Below are 20,838 nucleotides of genomic sequence, written 5' to 3' on the forward strand. Positions count from 1 at the left end.
CGCGCCTCCTCAGGATGAGGCTGATCAGCGTCAGTGCCCGTCGAAACTGCAGCCACGCACTCCGTCCTCATCCTGAGGAGCCCGCCTAAAGCGGGCGTCTCGAAGGATGGCCGCAGGGAAAAGCTCTCAAATGCGATAGCCCTGCGGTCCAGTCGCGCGCTCGTGCGGTAGGAACGATCGCTGCCCTCCGGCTTTGGCAGTGATGACGCACGTCCTCTTCAGCGACTACCGCAATCCCGCCGGGGAACAGGCTTACGAGATCGCCTGGGACTTTCTCATGCGTACGGGCGCCATCTGCGACGAATTCGAGGCCTGCGTGTTCCTGGCGCAGCGTATCGCCATGATGGTCGAGGAGGGGCAGACGAACCGGATCCGCATCGCCAACCGCGCGATCTCCGATTACCAGCGCCATGTCGACGAACGCGACGAGTTCATCCGCAGCGGCGGCCGCCGTGCTGGAGGGCATTGAGCGCCAACCGGAGGGCCTCTTGCCGTTTCACTCCTTGGCCTCGTCCGTCACGATGTCGCCAAGCCAGCGCACGCCGTCGAACTGCACCATCTGGAACTGCTTGTTCACGCGATAGTCCGTCGGCGTGGTTGTGACCGAAATCCCCGGGAGCGTCAGGTCGAGCTCGACGTTCTTGAGGTTGGCCGCCTGTCGCATGACGTTGTCGCGGGTGAGATCGTCGCCGCACTGCTGCAGCACCTGCACCAGCAGCTGCGCAGTGATGTAGCCGTAGACGTTCAGGTTCGAATCCTTGTCGCCGTCGGGATAGTACTTGGCCATGAAGGCGAGGTAGCGCTTCATGCCGGGGTCGTCCTTCCATTCTGGGTCGGCGGCGTCCTTGACATAGCCGACGCTGACCACGCCCTTGGCGTTGTCGAGCCCCGCGGGCTTCAGCACGGCGCTGACCGAGGAGGCGTTGATGTCGATGATGTGCAGCGGCTTCCAGCCGATCTCGGCGACTTTCTTGATCGCCTGGGCCGCCTGCTTCGGCGTCGTCGCGCTGAACAGCACGTCGGCACCCGCATCCTTCAACCGCAGGATCTGCGAGTCGATCGTCGGTTCGGTGATCTCGTAGGACGTCTCGGCCACGACCATGTTCGACTTGCCGCCGAGGCCGGCTTTGAGGCCGGCGAGATAATCCTTACCGAGGTCGTCGTTCTGGTAGAGCACGCCGATCCTGGCATTCGGATGTTTCTTCAGGAGGTACTGGCGCGTAAATCCGCCCCTCGACGAGGTAGGAAGGGTTGAAGCCCATGGTCCAGGGAAAGTTCTTCGGATCGGTGAAGCGCGCCGCGCCGGTCGCGGCGAAGAGCTGGGGGATCTTCCTGGCGTTGAGATATTTCTGCACGGCGACGTTCGGCGCGGTGCCGATGATCTGGAACGTCAGCAGCACCTCGTCGCTTTCGATCAGCCGACGGGTCTGCTCCACGGTTTTCGGCGGCGAATAGGCATCGTCGTACTGGATCAGCTCGACCTTGCGGCCGTTCACGCCGCCCTGGTCGTTGATCATCCTCATATAGGCGGCCTGGGTCTTGCCGATCACGGCGTAGGCCGAGGCCGGGCCGCTGAGCGGCACGGTCTGACCAACCTTGATCGCGGTGTCGGACGCGCCGGGGTCGTATTTTTTCTGCGCCTGCGCTGCCGCGCTCGACAGCACCAGGAGCAGCGCGGAAGCTGCGATGCGCTTGAGAAGAATGCTTTTCATGTCCGGTCCCTCCCGCCCGCTATTCGCCCTTGAGACCGGCGTCGCGGATCAGCTTGGTCCACTTCTGCGTCTCGGCATCGATGAACTGGCCGAACTCGGCCGCGGTGCCGGAACGCACTTCGAGGCCTTGAGCGGTCAGCTTGTCCTTGATTGCGGGTTCGGCGAGCGCGCGCAGCACCTCGGCCTGGAGCTTGTCGACGATCGCGCGCGGCGTCGTGGACGGCGCCATGAAGCCGTACCAGCCGGCGGCAGCCACGTTGCGAAAGCCCTGCTCGCGCAGCGTCGGCGCCTGCGGGTAGAGCGCGCTGCGCTCGGCCGAGGCGACGCCGAGCACGGTGAACTTGCCGCTCTGGATGTAGGGCAGGGCGGTCGGCAGCGCCGTCAGCGTGGCATCGACGCGTCCGGCGAGCAGCTCGGTGTAGGAGGCTGCATCGCCGCGGAACGGGATGTTCAGACCCTTGACGCCGGCATCGCGGAACAGAAGCTCTCCGGCAAGATGCGGCTGCGAGCCGGCGCCGGGAGAGGCGAAGGTCAGCCCATCCGGCTTCGATTTGCCGTAGGCGATCAACTCGGGGAGCGTCTTGAACGGCGCGTCCGCACTGATGATGAGGAACAACGGCGCGATCACGACCATCGCGACCGGCTGCAGATCCTTGCGGTCATAGGTCAGCTTGCCGAACAGCGCCTCGGCGGTGGCGTAGGGCGCCGCGACGTACAGGATCGTATAGCCGTCGCCCGGCGCATGGGCGACCATGTCGTTGGCGATGCGCGTGCCGGCGCCCGGCTTGTTCTCGACGATGAACTGCTGACGCAGGCTGCGGCCGAACTCTTCGGCGAGCAGGCGCAGCGAGATGTCGTTGGAGCCGCCGGGCCCGTAGGGCGAGATCAGCCGTACCATGCGCGACGGCCATGCATCCTCGGCCCCTGCCGTCAGGCCCGAGCCGGCGATCAGGCCGCCCGCGATTGTGCCCAGCAGGGTTCGGCGTGTGACCTTGAGCGATGCCACTGTTTTCTTCCTCCCATTTTATTGTTGGTCTTCTTGCGACGTTCAGATCACCTTTCGCTCGGTGAGCCGTTCGATCTCCTGGTCCGAAAGGCCGAGCCAAGTCCGGAACACCTCGTCATTGTCCTGGCCGACATCGCCGGCGGCGTGACGCATTCGCGCGGGGTCGACGGTGAAGCGCGGAACGGCATTGGTCATGGCAACCGTGCCGAAATCCCGGTCGGCAACGCGGGTGATCACCTCGCGCGCCCTCACTTGCGGGTCGTCGGCGATCTGGTCGATCGAATAGATCGGGGCGAGCGTTCCCTGCGCGGCATTGAATCTCGCGAGGACCTCGTCGAGGGGATGCGCCGCACACCAGGCCGCGAAGATGTCGTTGAGCTCGGCGGCGTGATTGACGCGCCGGTCATTGGTGGCGAAGCGCGGATCCTCGACGAGGTGGGGACGTCCGATCGCCCGGCAATTCGCGGCGAAGAGGGCGTTGGTCGAACCTGCGAGCGTCACCCAGTGATCGTCGCTGGTGCGAAACACGGCGGCCGGCGCGGAATAGCCGTTGGCGTTGCCGATGCGGCTGCGAACGGTGCCGAGCTGGTCGTGCTCGATGGCGAGCACGTCGAGCATGCGGAAGGTGGCTTCGGTCAGTGCGAGATCGATCTCCTCGCCGGGAGCGTCGGGGTCGCGTGCCCGTTTCCACAGCGCTGCCAGCACGCCGACGGCGCCGAACAGGCCGCCGATCGAATCCCCGATCGGGTATCCGGGATGGGTCGGTTCGCCGTCGCTCTCGCCGGTGATGTAAGTCAGTCCGCCCATGGCCTCGAAGATGCGGGCGAAGCCGGGACGCTCGCGATAGGGACCGTTCTGCCCGAAGGCGGTGGCGCGCAGAATCACGAGGCGTGGCTGGATCGACCACAGCACCTCCTTAGGAAGGCCCCAGCGATCCAGCGTTCCCGGACGAAAATTCTCGATCAGCACGTCGAACCGCGGAAGAAGCTGCTTGAACAGCGCAAGCCCTTCCGGAGTGCGCAGATCGAGCGTGGCAAACTTCTTGTTGCGGTTGGCGGCCTTCCACCACAGCGGCTTGCCGTTCTTGAACGGCGGAAACGACCGCACGCCGTCGCCGTGCCCGGGCATCTCGATCTTGAGCACGTCCGCGCCGTAGTCGGCCAGCAGCGTGGCAGCGAACGGCGCGGCGATGATCGTCGCGATGTCGAGAACCTTCAATCCTTCGAGCGGTCCAGCCATGTCATTTTCCGGCGCTTGTGATTTTCTTGGTCTTGCGCGGCGGCGTCGTGAGATCGGCCTGCCCGACGATGGCGCGGATGCTGTCGGCGAGCGCCGCGATGCGCGGACCGATCTCGCCCTCGAGCTGCCCTGGCTGGAGCCGGAAGGCGGGGATGCCGCAATTGATCGAGAACGACTGCTTCGATTCGCTCGCATGAAACAGCGGCGCGGCGACGGCATGGATCGAGGCCATGTACTCGCCCCAGCAGGTGCAGAAGCCACGGCTTTTGCATTGCGCGATCCCGGCGCGGTATTTGTCGCGGACTGCCGACCACAGGCCGGCATCCTCGGCGGCGAGATTCCGTTCCAGCCGGTCTGCATCGGCCGGCGGCAAGGTCGCCGCCGCGGCGCGGCCCATGGCGGTCATCACGATGGGAATGGGCATGCCGATGTCGGGCACGTGCGGGCCGACATCGCCGGAGCGCGCGGTCTCGACATAGATCATCGAGGTGGCGTCGAGCAGGCCGATCGACACCGTGCCGCGGACGCTATGCGCCAGCTCCTGCATCATGGGCCGCGCCACTTGGCGGAATTGCATTCCGGCGAGCAGAGGATGCGCCATCCGCAGCGCGCGCGCACCGACGCGGTACTTCGCCCGCTCGGCGTCGTAGCGGAGGTAGCCGAGCTCGGCCAGCGTATGGGTCAGCCTCGCCACCGTCGGCCGCGGGATGCCGGTCAACGTCGACAGCTCCATGTTGCCCAGCAGCGTGCTCCCAGCCCTGAAGGCCTCGAGCACGACGAGCCCCTTTGCCAGCGTCGTGGCGAATGCGGCGTCGTCGGTGCTCTCCGCCAGCACGGCGGCGGCGGAGGAGAGCGGATGTCGCGGTTTGGATGCGTCAGTCGGAGCCATTCCCGAATATCAGACGGGGGCAATCCGAATGTCCAATAGATTCGCCAGAGGCAGAAAAATTGTCCGATATGTGGACATGGTTGCGCGGCGGCGTTTTCCCTGAGGGCAGCCGCAGAACGACCGGGCACGCAGATTTTTGTCGTGATTGCATGCCGTTCTGTGACAGGATTATTACGACGACATGTCAGATCGATAATTTTGCGGAGCGATTCATGTTGCAGTGGCAGGCGCGGTCAAATCCCCTCGCGTGGTGGTGGGGATCCCTCACGCTTGTGAGCAGCGCCAATATTCTCGTCTGGTTCATGCTCTATCGCGAGTTCTACCCGACGCCTTCGGGCAGCCTCAGTGGCGGCTCGGACATCGGGCTGATGTTGCTGCTGTGCGCCGGCTATGTGTTCGGCTGCGCCTTCCGTTCGGTGCTGCCGCGCGCCGACGTGCAGCGCATCTGCCTGTTCGACACCTGGCTCTCCAGCGTCTTCGTCGGACGCTCGGTTGCAACCGTGGCCGAGGTCTGCTTCGCCGCGCAATGGGCGATCATCCTGCATCAGCTCGGCACCATGACCGGCGCCGAGACGGCGGTGAACATCGCGCTCGTGATCGTGCCCATCATCATCATTGCCGAGTGCTTTTCCTGGTACGCGGTCGTCACCACCAATTATCTCTACAACGCGATCGAGAATTCGCTGTGGGCGGTGACGTTTTTCCTCGCCGGCATCGCGCTGTGCCGCCTGATGCCCGAATTCCAAGGCGTGGTGCGCTGGGCGCTGATGTCAGGCATCGTCGGCATCGCCTGCTTCCTCGCCTTCCTCATCACCGTCGACGTGCCGATGTATCTCAGCCGCTGGCGGGCAGGGCACGCCGAGGGCAATACGTTCCTCGGATTCCTCGAAGGCCTCCATGACGTCGCGACGCGCTGGGTGGTGACCCACGACATCGCGCATTGGAAGGGCGAGCTGACCTGGATGTTCCTGTATTTCAGCGCGGCGGTGTGGTCGAGCCTCGCGCTCTGCGCGCTCTACGCGATGGAAGGCTATCTGGCACGTTATCTCGCCTGACGGTCAGATTCTTGTTTGACGCGTTTTCTTGACGCGAACCGGTATCCACTTCGCGTTGAAAACGCTCTATTTGCCGACCAGGCTGCATTTGCTGCGATCGAGCGGGCGGAAGGCCTGGTCGGGCGGGATCGTCGCGACCAGCTTGACGAAGTCCCACGGGCCCCTGGATTCCTCCGGAGTCTTGACCTGCACCAGATAGAGATCGTGCACCATGCGTTGGTCCTCGCGGATGCGGCCGTTGGTGGTGTAGGCGTCCGACACCGGCATCGCCTTCATCTTGGCCATCACGACAGGGCCCTCGTCGGAATCGGTGTCCTTCACGGCTTGCAGATAGTGGCGCACGGCGGAATAGACGCCGGCCTGGATCTGCGACGGCATCGCCTTGCGGCGAGCAAAGAACGCATCGGAGAATTTCCGGGCTGCCGGCGAGACATCCTCGAAGAACGAGGTGACGATGAGATCGCCGCGCGTCGCTTTGAGCCCAACCGCCTCGATGTCGACGTTCTGGAACGACATCGGCACGATCTTCATGCCCTGATCGGCGAGCCCGAATTCCTCGGCCTGCTTGATCGCAGTCGCGTTGTCGCCGGCAACGTTGATGGCCAGGATCTTGGCGCCTGACGACTGCGCCTGGAGCAGGAATGAGCTGTAATCGGGCGTGCCGAGCTGTGCCTTGACGCTGCCGGCGACCTTGCCGCCGAGCGCGGCGATGCGGTCGCGCGCGGTCGCCTCGATCGAATGGCCGAAGGCGTAGTCGCCGGTGATGAAGAACCAGGGCTCCTTGCTGGTCTGCATGATGCCGGAGACCACGGCGGTCGCGGTGGAATAGGCGTCCTGGGTCCATTGCACGCTGGTTGGAGCGCACGCTTCATCAGTCAGCTGGTTCGCGCCGGCGCCGGAGACGAGGAATATCTTGCCGTTGCCGCGCACCAGCTCTTGCACCGCCAGCGCCGCGCCGGAGCTGCCGCCATCGGCGATTGCCTGGACCCCGTCGCTGAACCACTTTCGCGCCAGGGATGCGGCGAGATCCGGCTTGTTCTGGTGATCGGCCTGCAAGATTTCGATCGGCTTGCCGTTGATCTTGCCGCCGAACTCCTCCGCGGCCATCCGCGCCGCCTCGACCGAGCCCGGGCCCATCGCGGTCGCAAACACACCGTTCATGTCGGTGAGGACGCCGATGCGGATGGCGTCGCCCTTGATCTCGGCCCGCGCAGCGGAGCCCGCGAGCGCGAGCGCAGTCAACAGCATGGCGGTGGATGTCGTGCGGAGGGGATTCATGGCGTTTCCTGATTTTATCGTTGATCGGTATGGGCGGTCAGGTCGGTTCGGCGACGACCTCGTTGCGCAAGATGCCGATGCCGGAGATCTCGACCTCGACGGTGTCGCCCGGGCGCATCCACAGGGGCGGTGTGCGCTTGGCGCCGACGCCGCCGGGTGTGCCGGTGACGATCACATCGCCGGGGACGAGCGGGCAGATGGTCGAGATGTAGGCGATCAGCTCTGGGATGGCGGTGATCAGCAGATCCGTCGTCGTATTCTGCACGACGGTGCCGTTCAGGCGCGTCTGCAAGGTGAGTTTCGACGGATCGGGAATTTCATCAGCCGTTACCAGCCACGGGCCGAAGCTGCCGCTCTCCGCAAAAGTCTTACCGGCGAGGAACTGGCTGGTGTGGCGCTGCCAGTCGCGAATGCTGCCCTCGTTGTAGCAGGCATAGCCGGCGATATGGTCGAGCGCACGGCTCGCGGGAATGTGCCGCCCGTCCTTGCCGATGACGAGCGCGAGTTCGCCCTCATAGTCGAAATCGTCGCTCACCTTCGGCTTCACAATGGGCTGGAGATGGCCGACCTGGCTGCAGGGGAAGCGGACGAACAGCGCCGGCTTCTCGGTGACGGTGCGACCGGTTTCGGCGACGTGGTCGCGGTAGTTGAGGCCGACGCAGATGATCTTGCCGGGATCGGGGATGACGGGGGCGAAGGCGATCTCGTCGAGCGGATGATCGGGGTTGGCGGATGCGACGATCTTCGCCGCCTCGGCGAGGCGACCGGCTTCGAGCAGCTGCCGCAGCGTGGCGCAGGGCGCCATGCGCGTGCCGAGATCGACGACGCCATTGTCCTTGAGGGCCCCGAAGGAGGCGCGTCCGCCGGCGACGAATGAGAGTAGCTTCATGAGGTGTCCTTGAAAGTGGGTTCGATCAGGCCGCGGACGGCGCTTGGGCTGGAGGGATTTGGGTTGCAGGAATGACGGCGGCGACGAGCCGCTCGAGCTCGGTCTCGTTGCGGGCGGTGCCGCGGATGTAGCGGTCGGGACGAGCCAGTGCGGCGACGATGCCGTGCTCGCGCAGCCAGGGCCCAAGGCCGTGGGCATCGTCGCTGGTCAGGATATTGATCCCTGCCTGTGAAAGCGCGAGACGCGATGAGAGTGCGGCCGCGGTCTCGACGAGCAGCACATGATGATAGCCGGTCCGGTCGTCGCTGCGGCGTCCGTCGCTCAGCATGAATTGCGGTGCGAGATGTCCGGCGAGTGGCAGGTCGCCGAACGCGAGTCCAGGGCCGAGCAGGGGCTTCTTCACTTCCAGCCTGACCGGCGCGTTCTCGCGCGCTTCGCCGGCAGCAAGGCCGGCCTCGATCGCTTTGGTGTTGATGACACCGCCGAGGCGAATGGCGAGCTCGATGAACTCGCGCACGTGCGGCAGCCGTTCGCTCTGATAGGTGTCGAGGAGATCGGCGCTGGCGCCGCCGCGAATGACGCCGGCCAGCTTCCAGGCGAGATTGGCGGCATCGCGGATCCCGGCGCACATGCCCTGGCCGAGGAAGGGCGGGGTCTGGTGCGCGGAATCGCCCGCAAGCAGCAGCCGACCGCTCCGCCATTGCCGTGCGATCGCCGAATGAAAGGTGTAGACCGCGGCGCGCTCGATCTCGGCATCGTCGGGGGTGACCCAGCGCGACAGCAGCTCCCAGACCTTTGCCGGCTGCGCGACCTCCTGCGAATCCTCATGCGGGAGCACCGTGATCTCCCAGCGCCGCCGCGTGCCGGTGCCACGCACGTAGGTCGCCGGCCGTCTCGGATCGCAATGCTGGAGGCTGTAGTCGCCGAGGTCGTCGCGCGCGCGCTTGAGCAGGACGTCGATCACCAGCCAGCGCTCGTGGAAGCCGAGGTCGTCCATCCCGGAGCCGATGAAGCGGCGCACCAGAGAACGGGCGCCGTCGCAGCCGATCACGTGGCCGGCGCGGACCTCGCTGAGCTTGCCGTTCGAAAGGTCCTCATAGCGAACGCGGACGCCGTCTTCGTCCTGGTCGAGCGCGAACACATCGCAGCGGTTGCGCAAGGTGACGTGCGGCCAGCGCGAAAGACCGGCAATCAGAACGTCCTCAAGATCCGGCTGGTGGAAGCGGTAGCTGAGATGCCAGCCCATCGGCGTCAGCGTCTGCGGGCGCGACCAATCCAGCAACATTTTGCCGTGGGCGTCGAGGAAGAGCATGCCGGGGCTGAGGATCACCTGCGGCAGGATCGCGTCGGCGAGGCCGATGGTCTGGAACACGCGCATGCATTCGTCGTCGAAATGCACCGCGCGCGGCAGGTGATAGGTCCGCGCCTCGCGCTCCAGCACCAGCGTCCGCACGCCGCAGAGGCCGAGCAGATTGGCGAGCGTCGCGCCGACCGGGCCGCGGCCGACGATGACAACATCGAATTCCGAAATGGCGGATTTATCTTGCATGGGGCCATCTTTGTGCTCAGGCGGGCCGCGGCATCAACGCTGCCGCGCCGAGTGTCCGTCCAGCGGACAGATGGGCTCCGGGTGCGGACGTCTCGGCTGGGTAAGGCCCTCCCATGCTTAGCCCTTGCAATGCGCGCACAACCGCGTATATGTACATCTGAACATATATGCAGGTGATCGTGGCGAAAACCAGAAGGAAGACCGCTGTGCCGTCGCGCCCGCGCGGGCGTCGTAGCAAGGATATGCCGGATGGCCGCGAGGCGCTTTTGGCGGCGGCCACCCATGCCTTTGCCTGCCATGGTTTCGATGGCGCCGATCTGCGCAGCGTTGCTGCGGCGGCCAATGTCAGCGCCAACCTTGTTCGCGTTCATTTCGGCAACAAGGCTGCGCTCTGGGAGGCGTGCCTCGATCGAGTCGTCGCGATCGGGCTTCCGGCCATGGCGGGCGTCCAGCAGATCGCCTGCGATTCCGAGCGCCCGCTGAGTGAGCGGCTTTGCGGCGTGATCTCCGAGATCGCCGCCTTCTATGCTGCGCATCCGGATGTCAGGGATTTCGTCGTTCGGCATGCCACGGAAGTGCCGGAGCGGGCCATGCTGGTGTCGGATCGGCTGCTGCGTCCGGCCTACGCGGCGGTTCGTGAGCTTTTTTCCGCCGGTATTGAAGCAGGCATCATTCGAAGTCGCCATCCGGCGCTGTTTTTTGCGCTTCTCAACGCTGCGCTGAATCAGCCGCCGGCTTTTCCGATGCTGCTGAATCGGATTGCTCCCGAGATCGACCCGGAAGCGTCTCGCGATCTGCTCGTCGAGACGACGATCGCGACGTTTCTTCACCTGCCACGATGACGCTGGATGACATCGCCAGCCTTGCTAAACGCCAACGCGAGAGAGTGAGTATTCCCATGCAATTTCGTCTTGTTCTTGCCTTGCTGAGCGCAACGATCACGCCGGCCCTGGCTCAGTCCGGCCCGAGCGAGGCCGACCAGCGGCAAGCCTGCATGGGAGACGCTCTTCGGCTTTGCGCCGCTTACGTACCCGACCGGGACCAGATCAGGAGCTGCATGGCCGCCCAGCGAGATCAGCTCAGCCCACAATGCCGTGCCGTCTTTGATGCGTCCTCCCAGGCCTTGAACTCGCAACGGCGTGCCGGGTCCAGAGCGCCCTAGGACTCGATCGGGATGGCGGCTGCCGTTGCGCGTAGCGGTGCGACGAACCCCGCGACAGCTTCGTCGCGTGAAAGCGCCGACCGTATCCAGATGATCGAGATGCAGCCGAACACAACTTCAGCGCGGATGATCGGCACGGCGATCGAAGCCGTCTTGGGATTGTATTCGCCCTCGCTGCGGATCGCGTAGCCGCGCGCTTGCGTCTCGGCAATCATCTGATCGAGGTAGCTTTGGTCGAGGAAGGGGCGGTCGTCGGCCTCGTCGATCCGGCGGAGATGGCTGACAATGAGGTCGCGCTCGCGTGCCGGGCAGGCGGCGAGATAGGCGCGGCCCGCCGACGTCCGCAGCATCGGCAGGCGCTTGCCGATCATGCCGCGGTCGATCGAGAGCGGGCTGCGCGAATGCGTGGTTTCCTGCACCACCATCGCGGCGTTCTCGTAGGTCGAGAGATCGACCGGCCAGACCAGGGTCTTGCTGAGTTCGGCGAGATAGGGCGCGGCCGCCTGGCAGATCACCACGCCGGGGTCGTAGCCGTCGCCGAGGCTCAGGGCGAGCCGGGTCACGCGAAAACGATCATCGCTGGCGCTGCGGGCGACATAGCCGAGTTCCTCCAGCGTCTCGAGCAGGCGATAGACGGTTGGTCGGGGCAGGTCGAGCGCGCGGGCGACATCGCCGGCGCGGATGCCGCCGGAGCGGTTGACCTCCTGCAGCACGTCCAGCCCGCGCTTGAAGGCGCGGACGCCCTCCGACTGCCGCGGCTGTCCGTTCCGCGTCCGCTCCTTGGACACTTCGTATTTCCTCCCTTGTGGCGCACGGCTGCGCGATTATCGTCTTTGCGAACGCGAAGCGATCGCGGGACGTTACCGTAGGATCGCGCGCGGCCGGTATCAAGCTCGCCGCAGTACGGCGATCACGATGCCTTCGGGAGGACGTTGATGGAAATCGCAGCGCTCGGCTATATCGGAATCGGTTCATCCCAGCTCGACCAGTGGAGCCAGATGGCGACCGGGCTGCTCGGCATGCAGCAGGTCGATCGCGGCGGCAAGATGCGCGCCTTCCGCATGGACGACCGCAAGCAGCGGCTGATCGTCGACGGCAGCAGCGATGCCGGCCTTGCGGTGATGGGATGGGAAGTTCCTTCGACTGCCGAACTGGACAAGTTGGCAGGACGGCTGGAAAGCCATGGCATCAAGGTGGTCCGAGGCTCGCGCGCGCTCGCTGACGAGCGGCATGTCGCCGAGCTGATCGCGTTTGCCGATCCCGCCGGCAACCGGCTGGAAGCCTTTTGCAAGCCGGAGCTTGCGAGCGAGCCGTTCAAGCCGGGCCGCCCGATCTCGGGCTTCCGCACCGGGGCGCTCGGCATGGGGCATGTCGTGCTCAATGTGGAGGATGTCGAGCCGCTGTTGCCGTTCTATCGCGACGTGCTCGGCTTTCACGTCTCCGATTTTGGGCTGAAGCCTTACGGGCTTTATTTTTTCCACGTCAATGGCCGCCACCACTCCTTTGCGATGGTCGGCTCGGGGCGGAAGGCGATGCATCACTTCATGGTCGAGCTCGGCAGCCTCGACGATGTCGGGCAGGGCTACGACCTCGCGCAGATGGACGAGGGGCGCATCGCCTACACGCTGGGCCGGCACACCAACGACCACATGACCTCGTTCTACGTAAATACGCCGTCCGGCTTCTTCATCGAATACGGCTGGGGCGGACGCGTCATCAATCCCGAGACCTGGCAGCCGCACGAGACCTTTGATGGGCCCTCACTGTGGGGCCACGAGCGGCTTCATATGCCCGAAGAGCAGCGCAAGCGATTGCGCGACATGCGACTCGACGCGGCTGCCCGCGGCGTCCGCGTCGCCGATCCGCGCGTGCCGCCGCTCAACTGTGCGTGGTTGGACCAGGTGGTCGCGCGCGAATGACCCGCCGTCGATAATCCAACACTCAGGACAGGAAAACATGCTCAAAACCCTCATGCGCGCGGGCCTTGTGCTGCTCGCGTTCACCACGGTCGTCTGCGCCGAACCGATGAAGGTCACGCTGCTCGGCACCGGCGTGCCGACGCCGCGGCCCACCAGTTTCAGCGCGTCGACGCTGGTGGAGGCGGGGAGCGAAAGGCTGTTGTTTGATCTCGGCCGCGGCGCGACCATCCAGCTCTACAAGCTGAAGATTCCGCTCGGCGCGGTCACCGCGAGCTTCATCACGCACCTGCATTCGGACCACATCGTCGGCCTTCCCGACATGTGGCTGACAGGGTGGCTCGCCACGCCCTGGGCTTCGCGTAAGGGGCCGATGAAGCTCTATGGCCCGAAGGGGACCGTCGCAATGACGGAACACCTCGCCAAAGCTTTTGCCGACGACGTCCGCATCCGGATCGATGACGAGCATCTCGATCCCGTAGCAGTCACGTTTGCGGCAAAGGATATCGAAGCCGGTCCGGTCTATGAGAACAACGGCGTAAAGGTCAGCGCGATCGAGGTGAACCACGGCGAAAAGATCAAGCCGTCGTTCGGTTACATCGTCGAATATGGCGGCCACAAGGTCGTGTTGTCGGGCGACACCAAGTACGATGAGCGCATCGCGAAGGCGGCCGAGGGCGCCGACTTACTGATCCACGAGGTCGCGGTCATCGAGCCGGAGCTGCTGGTCAAGAATCCCGTCTACAAGGACATCCAGGCTCACCACACCTCGCCCGAGGAGGCCGGCCAGATCTTTGCGTCCGCCAAGCCAAAGCTCGCCGTCTACTCCCATATCGTGTTCGGCACGGTGAAGCCCGCGCCCGACATTCCCGAGGAGCCGCTGATCCTACGCACGCGCACGGCGTACAAGGGGCCGTTACTGGTCGGCCGGGACCTGATGTCGTTCAGGATCGGCGAGTCGGTGGAGGCGTTCTCGCCCGACGGAGCGAAGTTGGAGCCGTAAGGCCGGGGCACTCAAACTTCCGTCAGCAGGCCCTGGCGCAGCGCCAGCCGGACCAGCTCGATGTCGGAGCCGACACCGAGCTTGTCCTTGATCAGGGAATGCAGGTTTGCCACCGTCTTCGGGCTGACATGGAGCGTCTCGGCGATCTCCTCCGTGGTGTTCTCGGCGAGCAGCAGCCGCAGCACCTCGAATTCGCGCGGCGTCAGCACGTCGGCGGCCGAGGTCTCGCCGCTGATGCGGCTGAGCGCAAGCTCGTGGTCGATGTCGGGGCTGATGGCGATCTTGCCGGCGAGCACGTCCTTCACCGCGCGCACCAAGGTCTCGGGCGGACTGGTCTTGGTGACGTAACCCCTCGCGCCGGCGCGGATCGCCTGCACGGCAAAGCCGGCATTCTCGTGCATGGTGAAGACGAGGATTCGTGCCGCCTTGTCCCACTGCCTGATCCGCCTGACGGTCTCGATGCCGCCGATGCCGGGCAAGCTGAGGTCCATGATGACGAGATCGGGCGCCTCGGATTTGTACAGACGATAGGCCTCCTCACCGTCGGCCGCCTCGGCGATGACGCGCAGGCCCGGCTGCTTCTGGAGCACGGAGCGATAGCCCTCGCGGACGACGGAATGGTCGTCGACCAGCAAGATGGTCGCATCCGTCGCGCTCATGCCGCGTGCTCCAGCCCCTGCCGATCGGCGGCCGCGAGCGGAATGAACACGCGCAGCGCCGAACCATGAGGGCCGGTCTCAAAGCTCAGCCGGCCGCGGAGCGCGGCGACGCGCTCGCGCATGCCGAGCAGGCCCATGCCGGATTTGACGGCAGCCTCGTTCGGCCGGCCATCGTCCTCGATCGCGAGCACGATCTCGCTCTCGGCCATCGTCAGATGCAGGCTGACCCTCGTGGCGCCGGCGTGCTTGGCCGCGTTGGTGAGCGCCTCCTGCACGATCCGGTAGAGATTGGCGCTGACGGAGGCAGGCACGCTCTCGAAGGCACCGTCGAACCGGATATCGAAGCGGGTCTGGCCACGGCTGCGGCCGTTCCACCCCGACACCAGGCCTTCGAGGCTGGCGACCAGGCCGAGCTCGTCGACATCGGGCGGCCGCAACCGGAACAGCGCGCCGCGCAGCGTCTCCATCATGCCGGTCGCGGTGCGGGCAATGCTGTCGCATTCGCCCAGCAAGCCGGGACAGTCCTGCGCCGCAGTCTGGCGGGCGGATGCGGCAAGCGCGCGGATCGCGGCGAGCGACTGGCCGAACTCGTCATGCAGCTCGCGCGCGAGATGACGGCGCTCCTCGTCCTGGAGCGCGATCAGCTTCCGCGTCAGCTCGCTGCGCTCGGCAAGCGCGGTGTCGAGGCTTTCGGCGAGGTGGTTGAAGACGTCCCGGATGGCGGAGAGCTCGGCGAGATCGAACGGCGGCAACCGCGTCGTGAGGTCGCCGGCGGCGATGCGCTCGAGGCCGTTGCCGATCATGCGGGTAGGGCGGAGGGCGCGGGCCAGTGCGGCATAGACCAGCGCGCAGAGCAGCGGCAGCGCGATCGCGAGCGCGATCATCAAGCGGCCGGCTTCGTGCCAGGCCTCGGCCGTCTGCACGGCCGGATCGACCGAGACCACGGTCTCGCCGAGCTTGGTTCCGCGCACGATCACGGGCCGTGCCGCCTCGCGGCCGGGGTCGAACAGGCTGCGATAGAACGCGGCGAAGGCTTGCGGCGGCGGGCTCGCCGGGGCAGGCGCGCCACTACAGAAACGCTGCAGCATGTCGCCGCTCGCGCTACGGAAGCCAAGACACAGGCCCGGCGTCATCACATGGGCCGAAACCGGGTCAAGGTTCGGAAAGTCCGAGCGGGGGCTCGCCACCCATTGGACCTTGCCCTGTTGCAGCTCCAGTGTCTTCGCCACGATGGCGGCGATACTGTCGATGCGCGCATGCGCCGCGCTGTCAGCCGTAACGAGGAAATAGGCGGAGATCACGGCGAAGCAGGCGGCCGATATCGCGGCCACGCGTAGCGTCAGACGGACCTTGAGATCGAACCTCGGGCGATTCCACATCGGCTTGCACCTGGTGCGAACGGGTTTGTCGCGCCTCATTAAACGGCAGAACGCCGGCGGCGGGAAGCGTTCCCGCCTTACCGCAGTGCAAACGTCGTGAAATTTTCCCGGCGTTTGTCGGGACGGTCACGGCTGCACGGCGTCAGGCGACCCGTCCAGATTTGCGGGCCGCGTCATCCCCGCGAGGTCCGTATGCACCGCTTCCGGTTGATTCTCTCTGCTTTGCTCCTCTTCGTTTTCTCTTGTTCGCCGGTCGATGCCGCGGGCGCCATTGGCGTTGCCATGGACGATTTCAGCTATACGGACACGTCGGCCGAGCCGACCAACCAGACCGCCGCCCACGAGCGGCGGCTGGCGGCGTTCATGGCCGCGCTTCGACGGGACATCGGCGCGGATCAGCGCTACCGCTTAGTGCCGTCCGCCCAGGACGGAGCGGCGTTCAAGGTGATCGGCGGCATCCAGAAGACGAGCACGCTGGTGCAGTGGGCCAAGGTCGCCGTGATCGACGTCGGCGCCAAGAAACTCGTGCTGGACAAGCTCTACAGCTTCCGCGGCGACAGTGACGAAGCATGGGAGCGCGCCGAGATCTTCGTGTCTCGCGAGGTGATGACCGCGCTCGGCACGCCTGCGCCGGTCGGGCTTGCAGTGTTCGATTTCGAGCTCGAGGACATGACCGCCGCCTCAGCGGGCGCGTCAGCCGGTTCGGACGCCTCGTATCTGGCCGAGGTCACCGGCGGTGTGCGCGAGGCGCTCGGCCAATCCGGCCGCTACCGGATCGTTGATGTCGGCGACGAGGCGGGGAAGGCGAGGGCCTTACGAGATTGCGGCGGCTGCGAGGCCTCCATTGCGCGGAAGCTCGGTGCGGACCAGTCACTGATCGGCGTGGTGCGCCGCGTCAGCCGCACCGAATACACGCTCGGCTTCCAGGTTCGCGATGCCAGGACCGGCGCGGTGCTGGCGCGCGGCGACAGCGGCCTGCGCATGGGCGCAGACTATTCGTGGAAACGGGGTGCCGTCCGGCTGGTCAGCGACCAGCTGATCGAGAGCCAGGCAAAACCCTAGAACGTCAGTTGCACCTTCATCGATTGCGAACGGTCGCTGGCGAGCTCGAAGGCGGCGACCGCGTTCTCGAACGGCATGGTCGCCGTGATCAGCGGCTTGACGTCGATCAGGCCTTCGCCCATCAGGCGCACCGCGAGCTCGAACTCGGGATCGAAGCGGAAAGTGCCGCGGAGCTGCAATTCCTTGGCGACGATGGAGTTGATCGGCAGCGTCATCTCGCCGCCGAGGCCAAGCTGCACCAGCGTTGCGCCGGGCCTGAGCACGTCGAGCGCCGTGCGGAGCGCTGCCTGGTTGCCGGAGGCCTCGAACAGCGTGTCGAACACGCCCTTGCCGGCGCGCCAGGGGTCGAGCGCGGTGGCATTGGTCGCGACATTGATGGCATGCGTGGCGCCGAGCTTTTTCGCGACCGCGAGCGGCGTGTCCGCCACATCCGTCACCACGATCTCGGATGCACCGCCGAAGCGCGCGACCAGGATCATCAGTGCGCCGATCGGGCCGCAGCCGGTGATCAGCACGCGCTTGCCGAGCAGGGGACCGGCCTGCTTGCCGGCGTGCAGACAGACCGCGAGCGGTTCGGCGACCGCAGCTTCCGCCAGCGAGAGCTTGTCGGAGATCGGCACAGCCTGCGTCGCATCGACCGTGATGAACTCGCGAAAGCCGCCCTGTACATGGGGAAAGCGCATCGCGCTGCCGAGGAAGCGCATGTCGAGGCACTGGTTACGTAGGCCTTCCTGGCAATGCAGGCACTGGCCGCACGGCTTGCTCGGATTGACCGCGACGCGCGTGCCCGGCCTGACGCCGGTGACGCCGTCACCGACATCAGCGACCACGCCGGCGATCTCGTGGCCCAGCGCCATCGGCTGCTGGATGCGGACGACGCCGAAGCCGCCGTGATGGAAGTAGTGCAGGTCTGAGCCGCAGATGCCGCCATTGGCGATCTTGACGCGGACCTCGCCGGGGCCGGGGGCCGGATCGGGATAGCTATCGATCCGCAGGTCCTTGGGGGCGTGAATGACGACGGCGCGCATGGCTTGCTCCTGGTTCGCGGATCACATCGCGGCGATCATGCCGCCATCGACATAGATGATCTGGCCGTTGACGTAGGTGGAGGCGTCCGACGCCAGGAAGATCGCGGTACCCACCAGCTCATCCGGCTTGCCCCAGCGCTTGGAGGGAATGCGGCCCATCAGCCAATTGTTGAAATCGGCATTGTTGACCAACGCCTCGTTCATGTCGGTCAGCATGTAGCCGGGGCCGATCGCATTGGCCTGGATGCCGTGCTGGGCCCATTCCACCGCCATCGAGCGGGTCAGGTTCTTGATGCCGCCCTTGGCCGCGGTGTAGGGCGCGATGGTGGGGCGCGCGAGCTCGCTGCCGAGCGAGCCGATATTGATGATCTTGCCGCGCTTGCGCGGGATCATGCGCTTGGCTGCTTCGCGGCCGATCACGAAGGCGCTGGTGAGATTGGTCTCGATCACCTTGCGCCATTCGTCGGTGGTGAACTCGACCAGCGGCTTGCGGTGCTGGATGCCGGCATTGTTGACGACGATGTCGACCACAATGCCTTGTCTGTCGAACTCGTTGAAGGCCGCGATAATCGCGGGCTCGTCGGTGACGTTGAAGGCGGCGCCTTCGGCCTGATAGCCCGCGCTGCGAAACTCGGCGACGGCCTGCTCGACTCGCTCAGGATCGACGCCGTTGATGATGATCTTCGCGCCGGCCTTGGCCATGCCCTCGGCAATGGCGCGGCCGAGGCCGCGGGAGGAGCCGGTCACGAGCGCGGTGCGGCCGGAGAGGTCGAAGAGGGAAGTGCTCATCTCGAGGAATCCTTAGACGTTGGAATGGCGCACGGTGAGATCGGAGCGCTCGAATACGGCGGGCAGAAGGTCGACGCCGAGGCCGGGTCCTTCCATCGGATAGACGTAACCGTCCTTGATCACAGGCATCGTGGTGACGAGCTCATTGTACCAGCCCTTGTAGAAGGCGCGCACCGATTCCTGGATCAAGGTGTTGGGCTGGCTGAACGACATGTGGATGGCCGCGATGAAGCCGATCGGGCCGATGCAATCGTGCGGCGCGAAGGGCCGGTGATAGGTCTCGGCCATCGCCGCGATCTTGCGGCCCTCGGTGAGACCGCCGGTCCAGCACAGATCGGCCATCACCACATGCATGGCGTCTCGGTCGAGCATGTCCTTGTAGGGGAAGCGCGAGCCCAGCGTCTCGCTGGCGCAGACCCAGACGTCGGTCGAGCGCGCATATTCGGCGAGCGCCTGCGGCGAGTTCATCCGGATCGGGTCTTCGTACCAGGTCGGCTTGTAGGGCTCGAGCGCGCGCGCGATCTGCTTGGCGGTCGGCAGATTCCAGAGCGAGTGGAGCTCGACCATGATCTCCATCTTGTCGCCGACGGCTTTCCGGATCTTCTCGAACGGCTCGATCGCCTGCTTCATCTGCGCGGCGGTGATGTAGAGGCCCTTGTTCTCCTGCGCGGCCGGATCGAACGGCCAGATCTTCATCGCCGAGATGCCGCTTTCGAGCAGGCTTTCGGCGAGTGCATCGGCGTGATTCATGAAGCCGTCGAGATCCTCGTAAGGTCCCTTGGAGGCGCCGAGATTCCAGTTCGCGACCGGGCTGATATTGGTCGAGCGGACATATTGCGTGCCGGCGCAGGTGTTGTAGATGCGCTGCTTGTCGCGGCACAGGCCGCCGAGCATCTGATGCACCGGCTGGCGGCAGACCTTGCCGAACAAATCCCACAGCGCGATGTCGATGGCGGAGGCCGCGCGATACTCGACGCCGGTCGACGACTGCGCCATCGGCAGATTCAGCATGTCGCGATGGATCGCCTCGATGTGCAGGGGATTGCGGCCGAGCAGGCGGCCGGCAAAGGTGTCGTGGATCTGCGCCTCAACCGCGCCGGCGCCATAGAAGGTTTCGCCGAGACCGATCATGCCAGTGTCGGTGTGAATGCGCACCCAGATGACGTTGGAAAATTCCTCGGTGCGCAGCGTCTCGATCGACGTGATCTTCACGGCCATTGTCCTCCCCTCACAGGCGCCTCGCGCCCGACGTCTCATTTCGCATTGCAACATGTTGCAGGTCGTGCGGGAGTCTTACGCTTGCTTGTAATATATCACAACATGTTTTAAGGGTACCACAAACCAGGCGCCACCCTGCAACGAGAGCGCGGGCTGACGGGAGAGGACGACATGGCACGGCGCAAACGCGCGCTCGAGGTGGTGAGAAGCGACGGCGGCGGAGGCAAGCCCTCCCGGAGCAACCGTCTCAACTTTTTCGAGCTCGCCTATCAGAGGATCGAAGAGCTGCTCGTTCATTGCGAGCTCAAGCCCGGACAATTCATGACGATGCTGGAATTGCAGCAGATCACCGGCTTCGGGCGCACACCGGTGCATCACGCCGTCAATCGTCTCTCCGCCGATACGCTCATCATCATCCGGCCCCGTCATGGCCTGCACATCGCCCCGATCGACCTCGCGCGCGAGCGCATGCTGCTTGGCCTCCGCCGCGACATGGAGCGTTTTGTCATTCGCCTCGCGGCGGATCGCGCCAGCCTTTCTCACCGCAATCAGGCGCTGCACATCGAGCGTTTGCTGCGCGAACGTCGCGCCACTTTGACACTCGACGAATTCAACAGCCTCGACCGCCGCATCGACGCGCTGGTGCTGGAGGCGGCGGGCGAGCCGTTCCTGGTCCACACGCTGCGGCCGCTGCACACGCTGTATCGCCGCATCGGCTACATCCACCACCGCTTCATGCCGGGGCAGGCAGATCTGTCAGGCACGATCGATCATCATCTCGCCATTCTCGCAGCCGTCGCCAACCGCCGCGTCGACGACGCCGTGAAGGCCAGCGATGCATTGATCGACTACATGGGCGAGATGTTCACCGGCATGGAGGCGGGGATCGATCCGCGCCTGCTCGATTGCAGCATCGAGCCGCTGCTCGGCGCGTAGAGCGTGATCCGGACCCGAAGGGCCGCGTTAGCGCAAAGTGTGAAGCGGTTTTCCGAAGAGATCATGCTC

19 protein-coding genes and 1 pseudogene are annotated in these 20,838 nt (G+C 65.3%); 7 read left to right on the forward strand and 13 right to left on the reverse strand.

Translation table 11 applies throughout. The features are described from left to right. The first annotated feature begins 202 nt into the window (after positions 1 to 202). The gene (locus JQ566_RS25085; RefSeq protein ID WP_212377078.1) at positions 203 to 469 is read left to right on the forward strand and encodes a hypothetical protein; all 267 of its coding nucleotides are present in this window, start codon (positions 203 to 205) and stop codon (positions 467 to 469) included. A 27-nt stretch (positions 470 to 496) separates the two neighbouring features. Here JQ566_RS25085 and JQ566_RS25090 read toward each other — a convergent pair. The 4 genes and pseudogenes from JQ566_RS25090 to JQ566_RS25105 form a co-directional block, all read right to left on the reverse strand. Continuing rightward, positions 497 to 1,712, reverse strand: a pseudogene (locus JQ566_RS25090) (ABC transporter substrate-binding protein). Positions 1,713 to 1,731: 19 nt separating this feature from the next. Continuing rightward, positions 1,732 to 2,718 (reverse strand): Bug family tripartite tricarboxylate transporter substrate binding protein, encoded by a 987-nt coding sequence (locus JQ566_RS25095; RefSeq protein WP_212377081.1) that lies wholly within the window; start codon positions 2,716 to 2,718, stop codon positions 1,732 to 1,734. 42 nt (positions 2,719 to 2,760) lie between these two features. Next, a complete protein-coding gene (locus JQ566_RS25100; protein WP_212377083.1) occupies positions 2,761 to 3,957 on the reverse strand; it encodes a CaiB/BaiF CoA transferase family protein in 1,197 nt (398 codons plus the stop codon). 1 nt (position 3,958) lies between these two features. Beyond that, positions 3,959 to 4,846, reverse strand: coding sequence for an IclR family transcriptional regulator (locus JQ566_RS25105; protein ID WP_212377085.1), 888 nt, complete (start codon positions 4,844 to 4,846; stop codon positions 3,959 to 3,961). Between the two features lie 212 nt (positions 4,847 to 5,058). On the opposite strand from JQ566_RS25105, the gene JQ566_RS25110 reads away from it, so the two are divergent. Continuing rightward, positions 5,059 to 5,901: a hypothetical protein gene (locus JQ566_RS25110; RefSeq protein ID WP_212377088.1), complete on the forward strand. Its 843-nt coding sequence runs from the start codon at positions 5,059 to 5,061 to the stop codon at positions 5,899 to 5,901. Between the two features lie 66 nt (positions 5,902 to 5,967). Here JQ566_RS25110 and JQ566_RS25115 read toward each other — a convergent pair whose 3' ends face one another. Genes JQ566_RS25115 through mhpA form a run of 3 tightly spaced genes read right to left on the reverse strand, consistent with a single transcriptional unit; the run spans position 5,968 to position 9,617 of the window. After that, positions 5,968 to 7,179 carry an ABC transporter substrate-binding protein gene (locus JQ566_RS25115; RefSeq protein WP_212377091.1) on the reverse strand — a complete coding sequence of 404 codons (1,212 nt, stop codon included), beginning with the start codon at positions 7,177 to 7,179 and terminating at the stop codon, positions 5,968 to 5,970. Positions 7,180 to 7,216: 37 nt separating this feature from the next. After that, complete coding sequence (locus tag JQ566_RS25120) at positions 7,217 to 8,068, reverse strand: fumarylacetoacetate hydrolase family protein (RefSeq protein WP_212377094.1); 852 nt, start codon at positions 8,066 to 8,068, stop codon at positions 7,217 to 7,219. A 25-nt stretch (positions 8,069 to 8,093) separates the two neighbouring features. Then, positions 8,094 to 9,617: a bifunctional 3-(3-hydroxy-phenyl)propionate/3-hydroxycinnamic acid hydroxylase MhpA gene (gene mhpA, locus JQ566_RS25125; RefSeq protein ID WP_212377097.1), complete on the reverse strand. Its 1,524-nt coding sequence runs from the start codon at positions 9,615 to 9,617 to the stop codon at positions 8,094 to 8,096. Positions 9,618 to 9,784: 167 nt separating this feature from the next. On the opposite strand from mhpA, the gene JQ566_RS25130 reads away from it, so the two are divergent. Further along, complete coding sequence (locus JQ566_RS25130; protein ID WP_249139783.1) at positions 9,785 to 10,459, forward strand: TetR/AcrR family transcriptional regulator; 675 nt, start codon at positions 9,785 to 9,787, stop codon at positions 10,457 to 10,459. A gap of 316 nt (positions 10,460 to 10,775) precedes the next feature. Here JQ566_RS25130 and JQ566_RS25135 read toward each other — a convergent pair whose 3' ends face one another. Further along, complete coding sequence (locus JQ566_RS25135) at positions 10,776 to 11,567, reverse strand: DNA-binding transcriptional regulator (protein ID WP_212377100.1); 792 nt, start codon at positions 11,565 to 11,567, stop codon at positions 10,776 to 10,778. 147 nt (positions 11,568 to 11,714) lie between these two features. Between JQ566_RS25135 and JQ566_RS25140 the strand changes: the two genes are divergently transcribed. Together JQ566_RS25140 and JQ566_RS25145 are read left to right on the forward strand one after the other, a co-directional pair. Continuing rightward, positions 11,715 to 12,698, forward strand: coding sequence for a VOC family protein (locus JQ566_RS25140; protein WP_212377103.1), 984 nt, complete (start codon positions 11,715 to 11,717; stop codon positions 12,696 to 12,698). Positions 12,699 to 12,735: 37 nt separating this feature from the next. Continuing rightward, the gene (locus JQ566_RS25145; protein WP_212377106.1) at positions 12,736 to 13,698 is read left to right on the forward strand and encodes an MBL fold metallo-hydrolase; all 963 of its coding nucleotides are present in this window, start codon (positions 12,736 to 12,738) and stop codon (positions 13,696 to 13,698) included. 11 nt (positions 13,699 to 13,709) lie between these two features. Here the strand turns inward: JQ566_RS25145 and JQ566_RS25150 are convergent, their stop codons facing one another. After that, on the reverse strand, positions 13,710 to 14,357 hold the full coding sequence (locus tag JQ566_RS25150; RefSeq protein ID WP_212377109.1) for a response regulator: 648 nt from the start codon (positions 14,355 to 14,357) through the stop codon (positions 13,710 to 13,712). Next, positions 14,354 to 15,736 (reverse strand): sensor histidine kinase, encoded by a 1,383-nt coding sequence (locus tag JQ566_RS25155; protein ID WP_212377112.1) that lies wholly within the window; start codon positions 15,734 to 15,736, stop codon positions 14,354 to 14,356. Before JQ566_RS25155 ends, JQ566_RS25150 begins: the two co-directional genes overlap by 4 nt. A gap of 192 nt (positions 15,737 to 15,928) precedes the next feature. On the opposite strand from JQ566_RS25155, the gene JQ566_RS25160 reads away from it, so the two are divergent. Then, positions 15,929 to 16,798 (forward strand): DUF3280 domain-containing protein, encoded by an 870-nt coding sequence (locus tag JQ566_RS25160; protein WP_212377115.1) that lies wholly within the window; start codon positions 15,929 to 15,931, stop codon positions 16,796 to 16,798. Here the strand turns inward: JQ566_RS25160 and JQ566_RS25165 are convergent. The 3 genes from JQ566_RS25165 to JQ566_RS25175 are packed head-to-tail and all read right to left on the reverse strand — an operon-like array spanning position 16,795 to position 19,827. After that, a complete protein-coding gene (locus JQ566_RS25165) occupies positions 16,795 to 17,826 on the reverse strand; it encodes an L-idonate 5-dehydrogenase (protein WP_212377118.1) in 1,032 nt (343 codons plus the stop codon). The genes JQ566_RS25160 and JQ566_RS25165 overlap by 4 nt on opposite strands. Before the next feature lie 21 nt (positions 17,827 to 17,847). Next, positions 17,848 to 18,615, reverse strand: coding sequence for an SDR family oxidoreductase (locus tag JQ566_RS25170; protein WP_212377121.1), 768 nt, complete (start codon positions 18,613 to 18,615; stop codon positions 17,848 to 17,850). Positions 18,616 to 18,627: 12 nt separating this feature from the next. Then, entirely contained in the window at positions 18,628 to 19,827 is a 1,200-nt protein-coding gene (locus JQ566_RS25175; RefSeq protein ID WP_212377563.1) for a mandelate racemase/muconate lactonizing enzyme family protein, read from the reverse strand. A 177-nt stretch (positions 19,828 to 20,004) separates the two neighbouring features. On the opposite strand from JQ566_RS25175, the gene JQ566_RS25180 reads away from it, so the two are divergent. Then, positions 20,005 to 20,769, forward strand: coding sequence for a GntR family transcriptional regulator (locus JQ566_RS25180; protein WP_212377124.1), 765 nt, complete (start codon positions 20,005 to 20,007; stop codon positions 20,767 to 20,769). The last annotated feature ends 69 nt before the right edge of the window (positions 20,770 to 20,838 follow it).

The sequence above is a fragment of the Bradyrhizobium sp. SZCCT0231 genome, assembly GCF_018130245.1.
GTDB lineage: Bacteria > Pseudomonadota > Alphaproteobacteria > Rhizobiales > Xanthobacteraceae > Bradyrhizobium > Bradyrhizobium japonicum_F.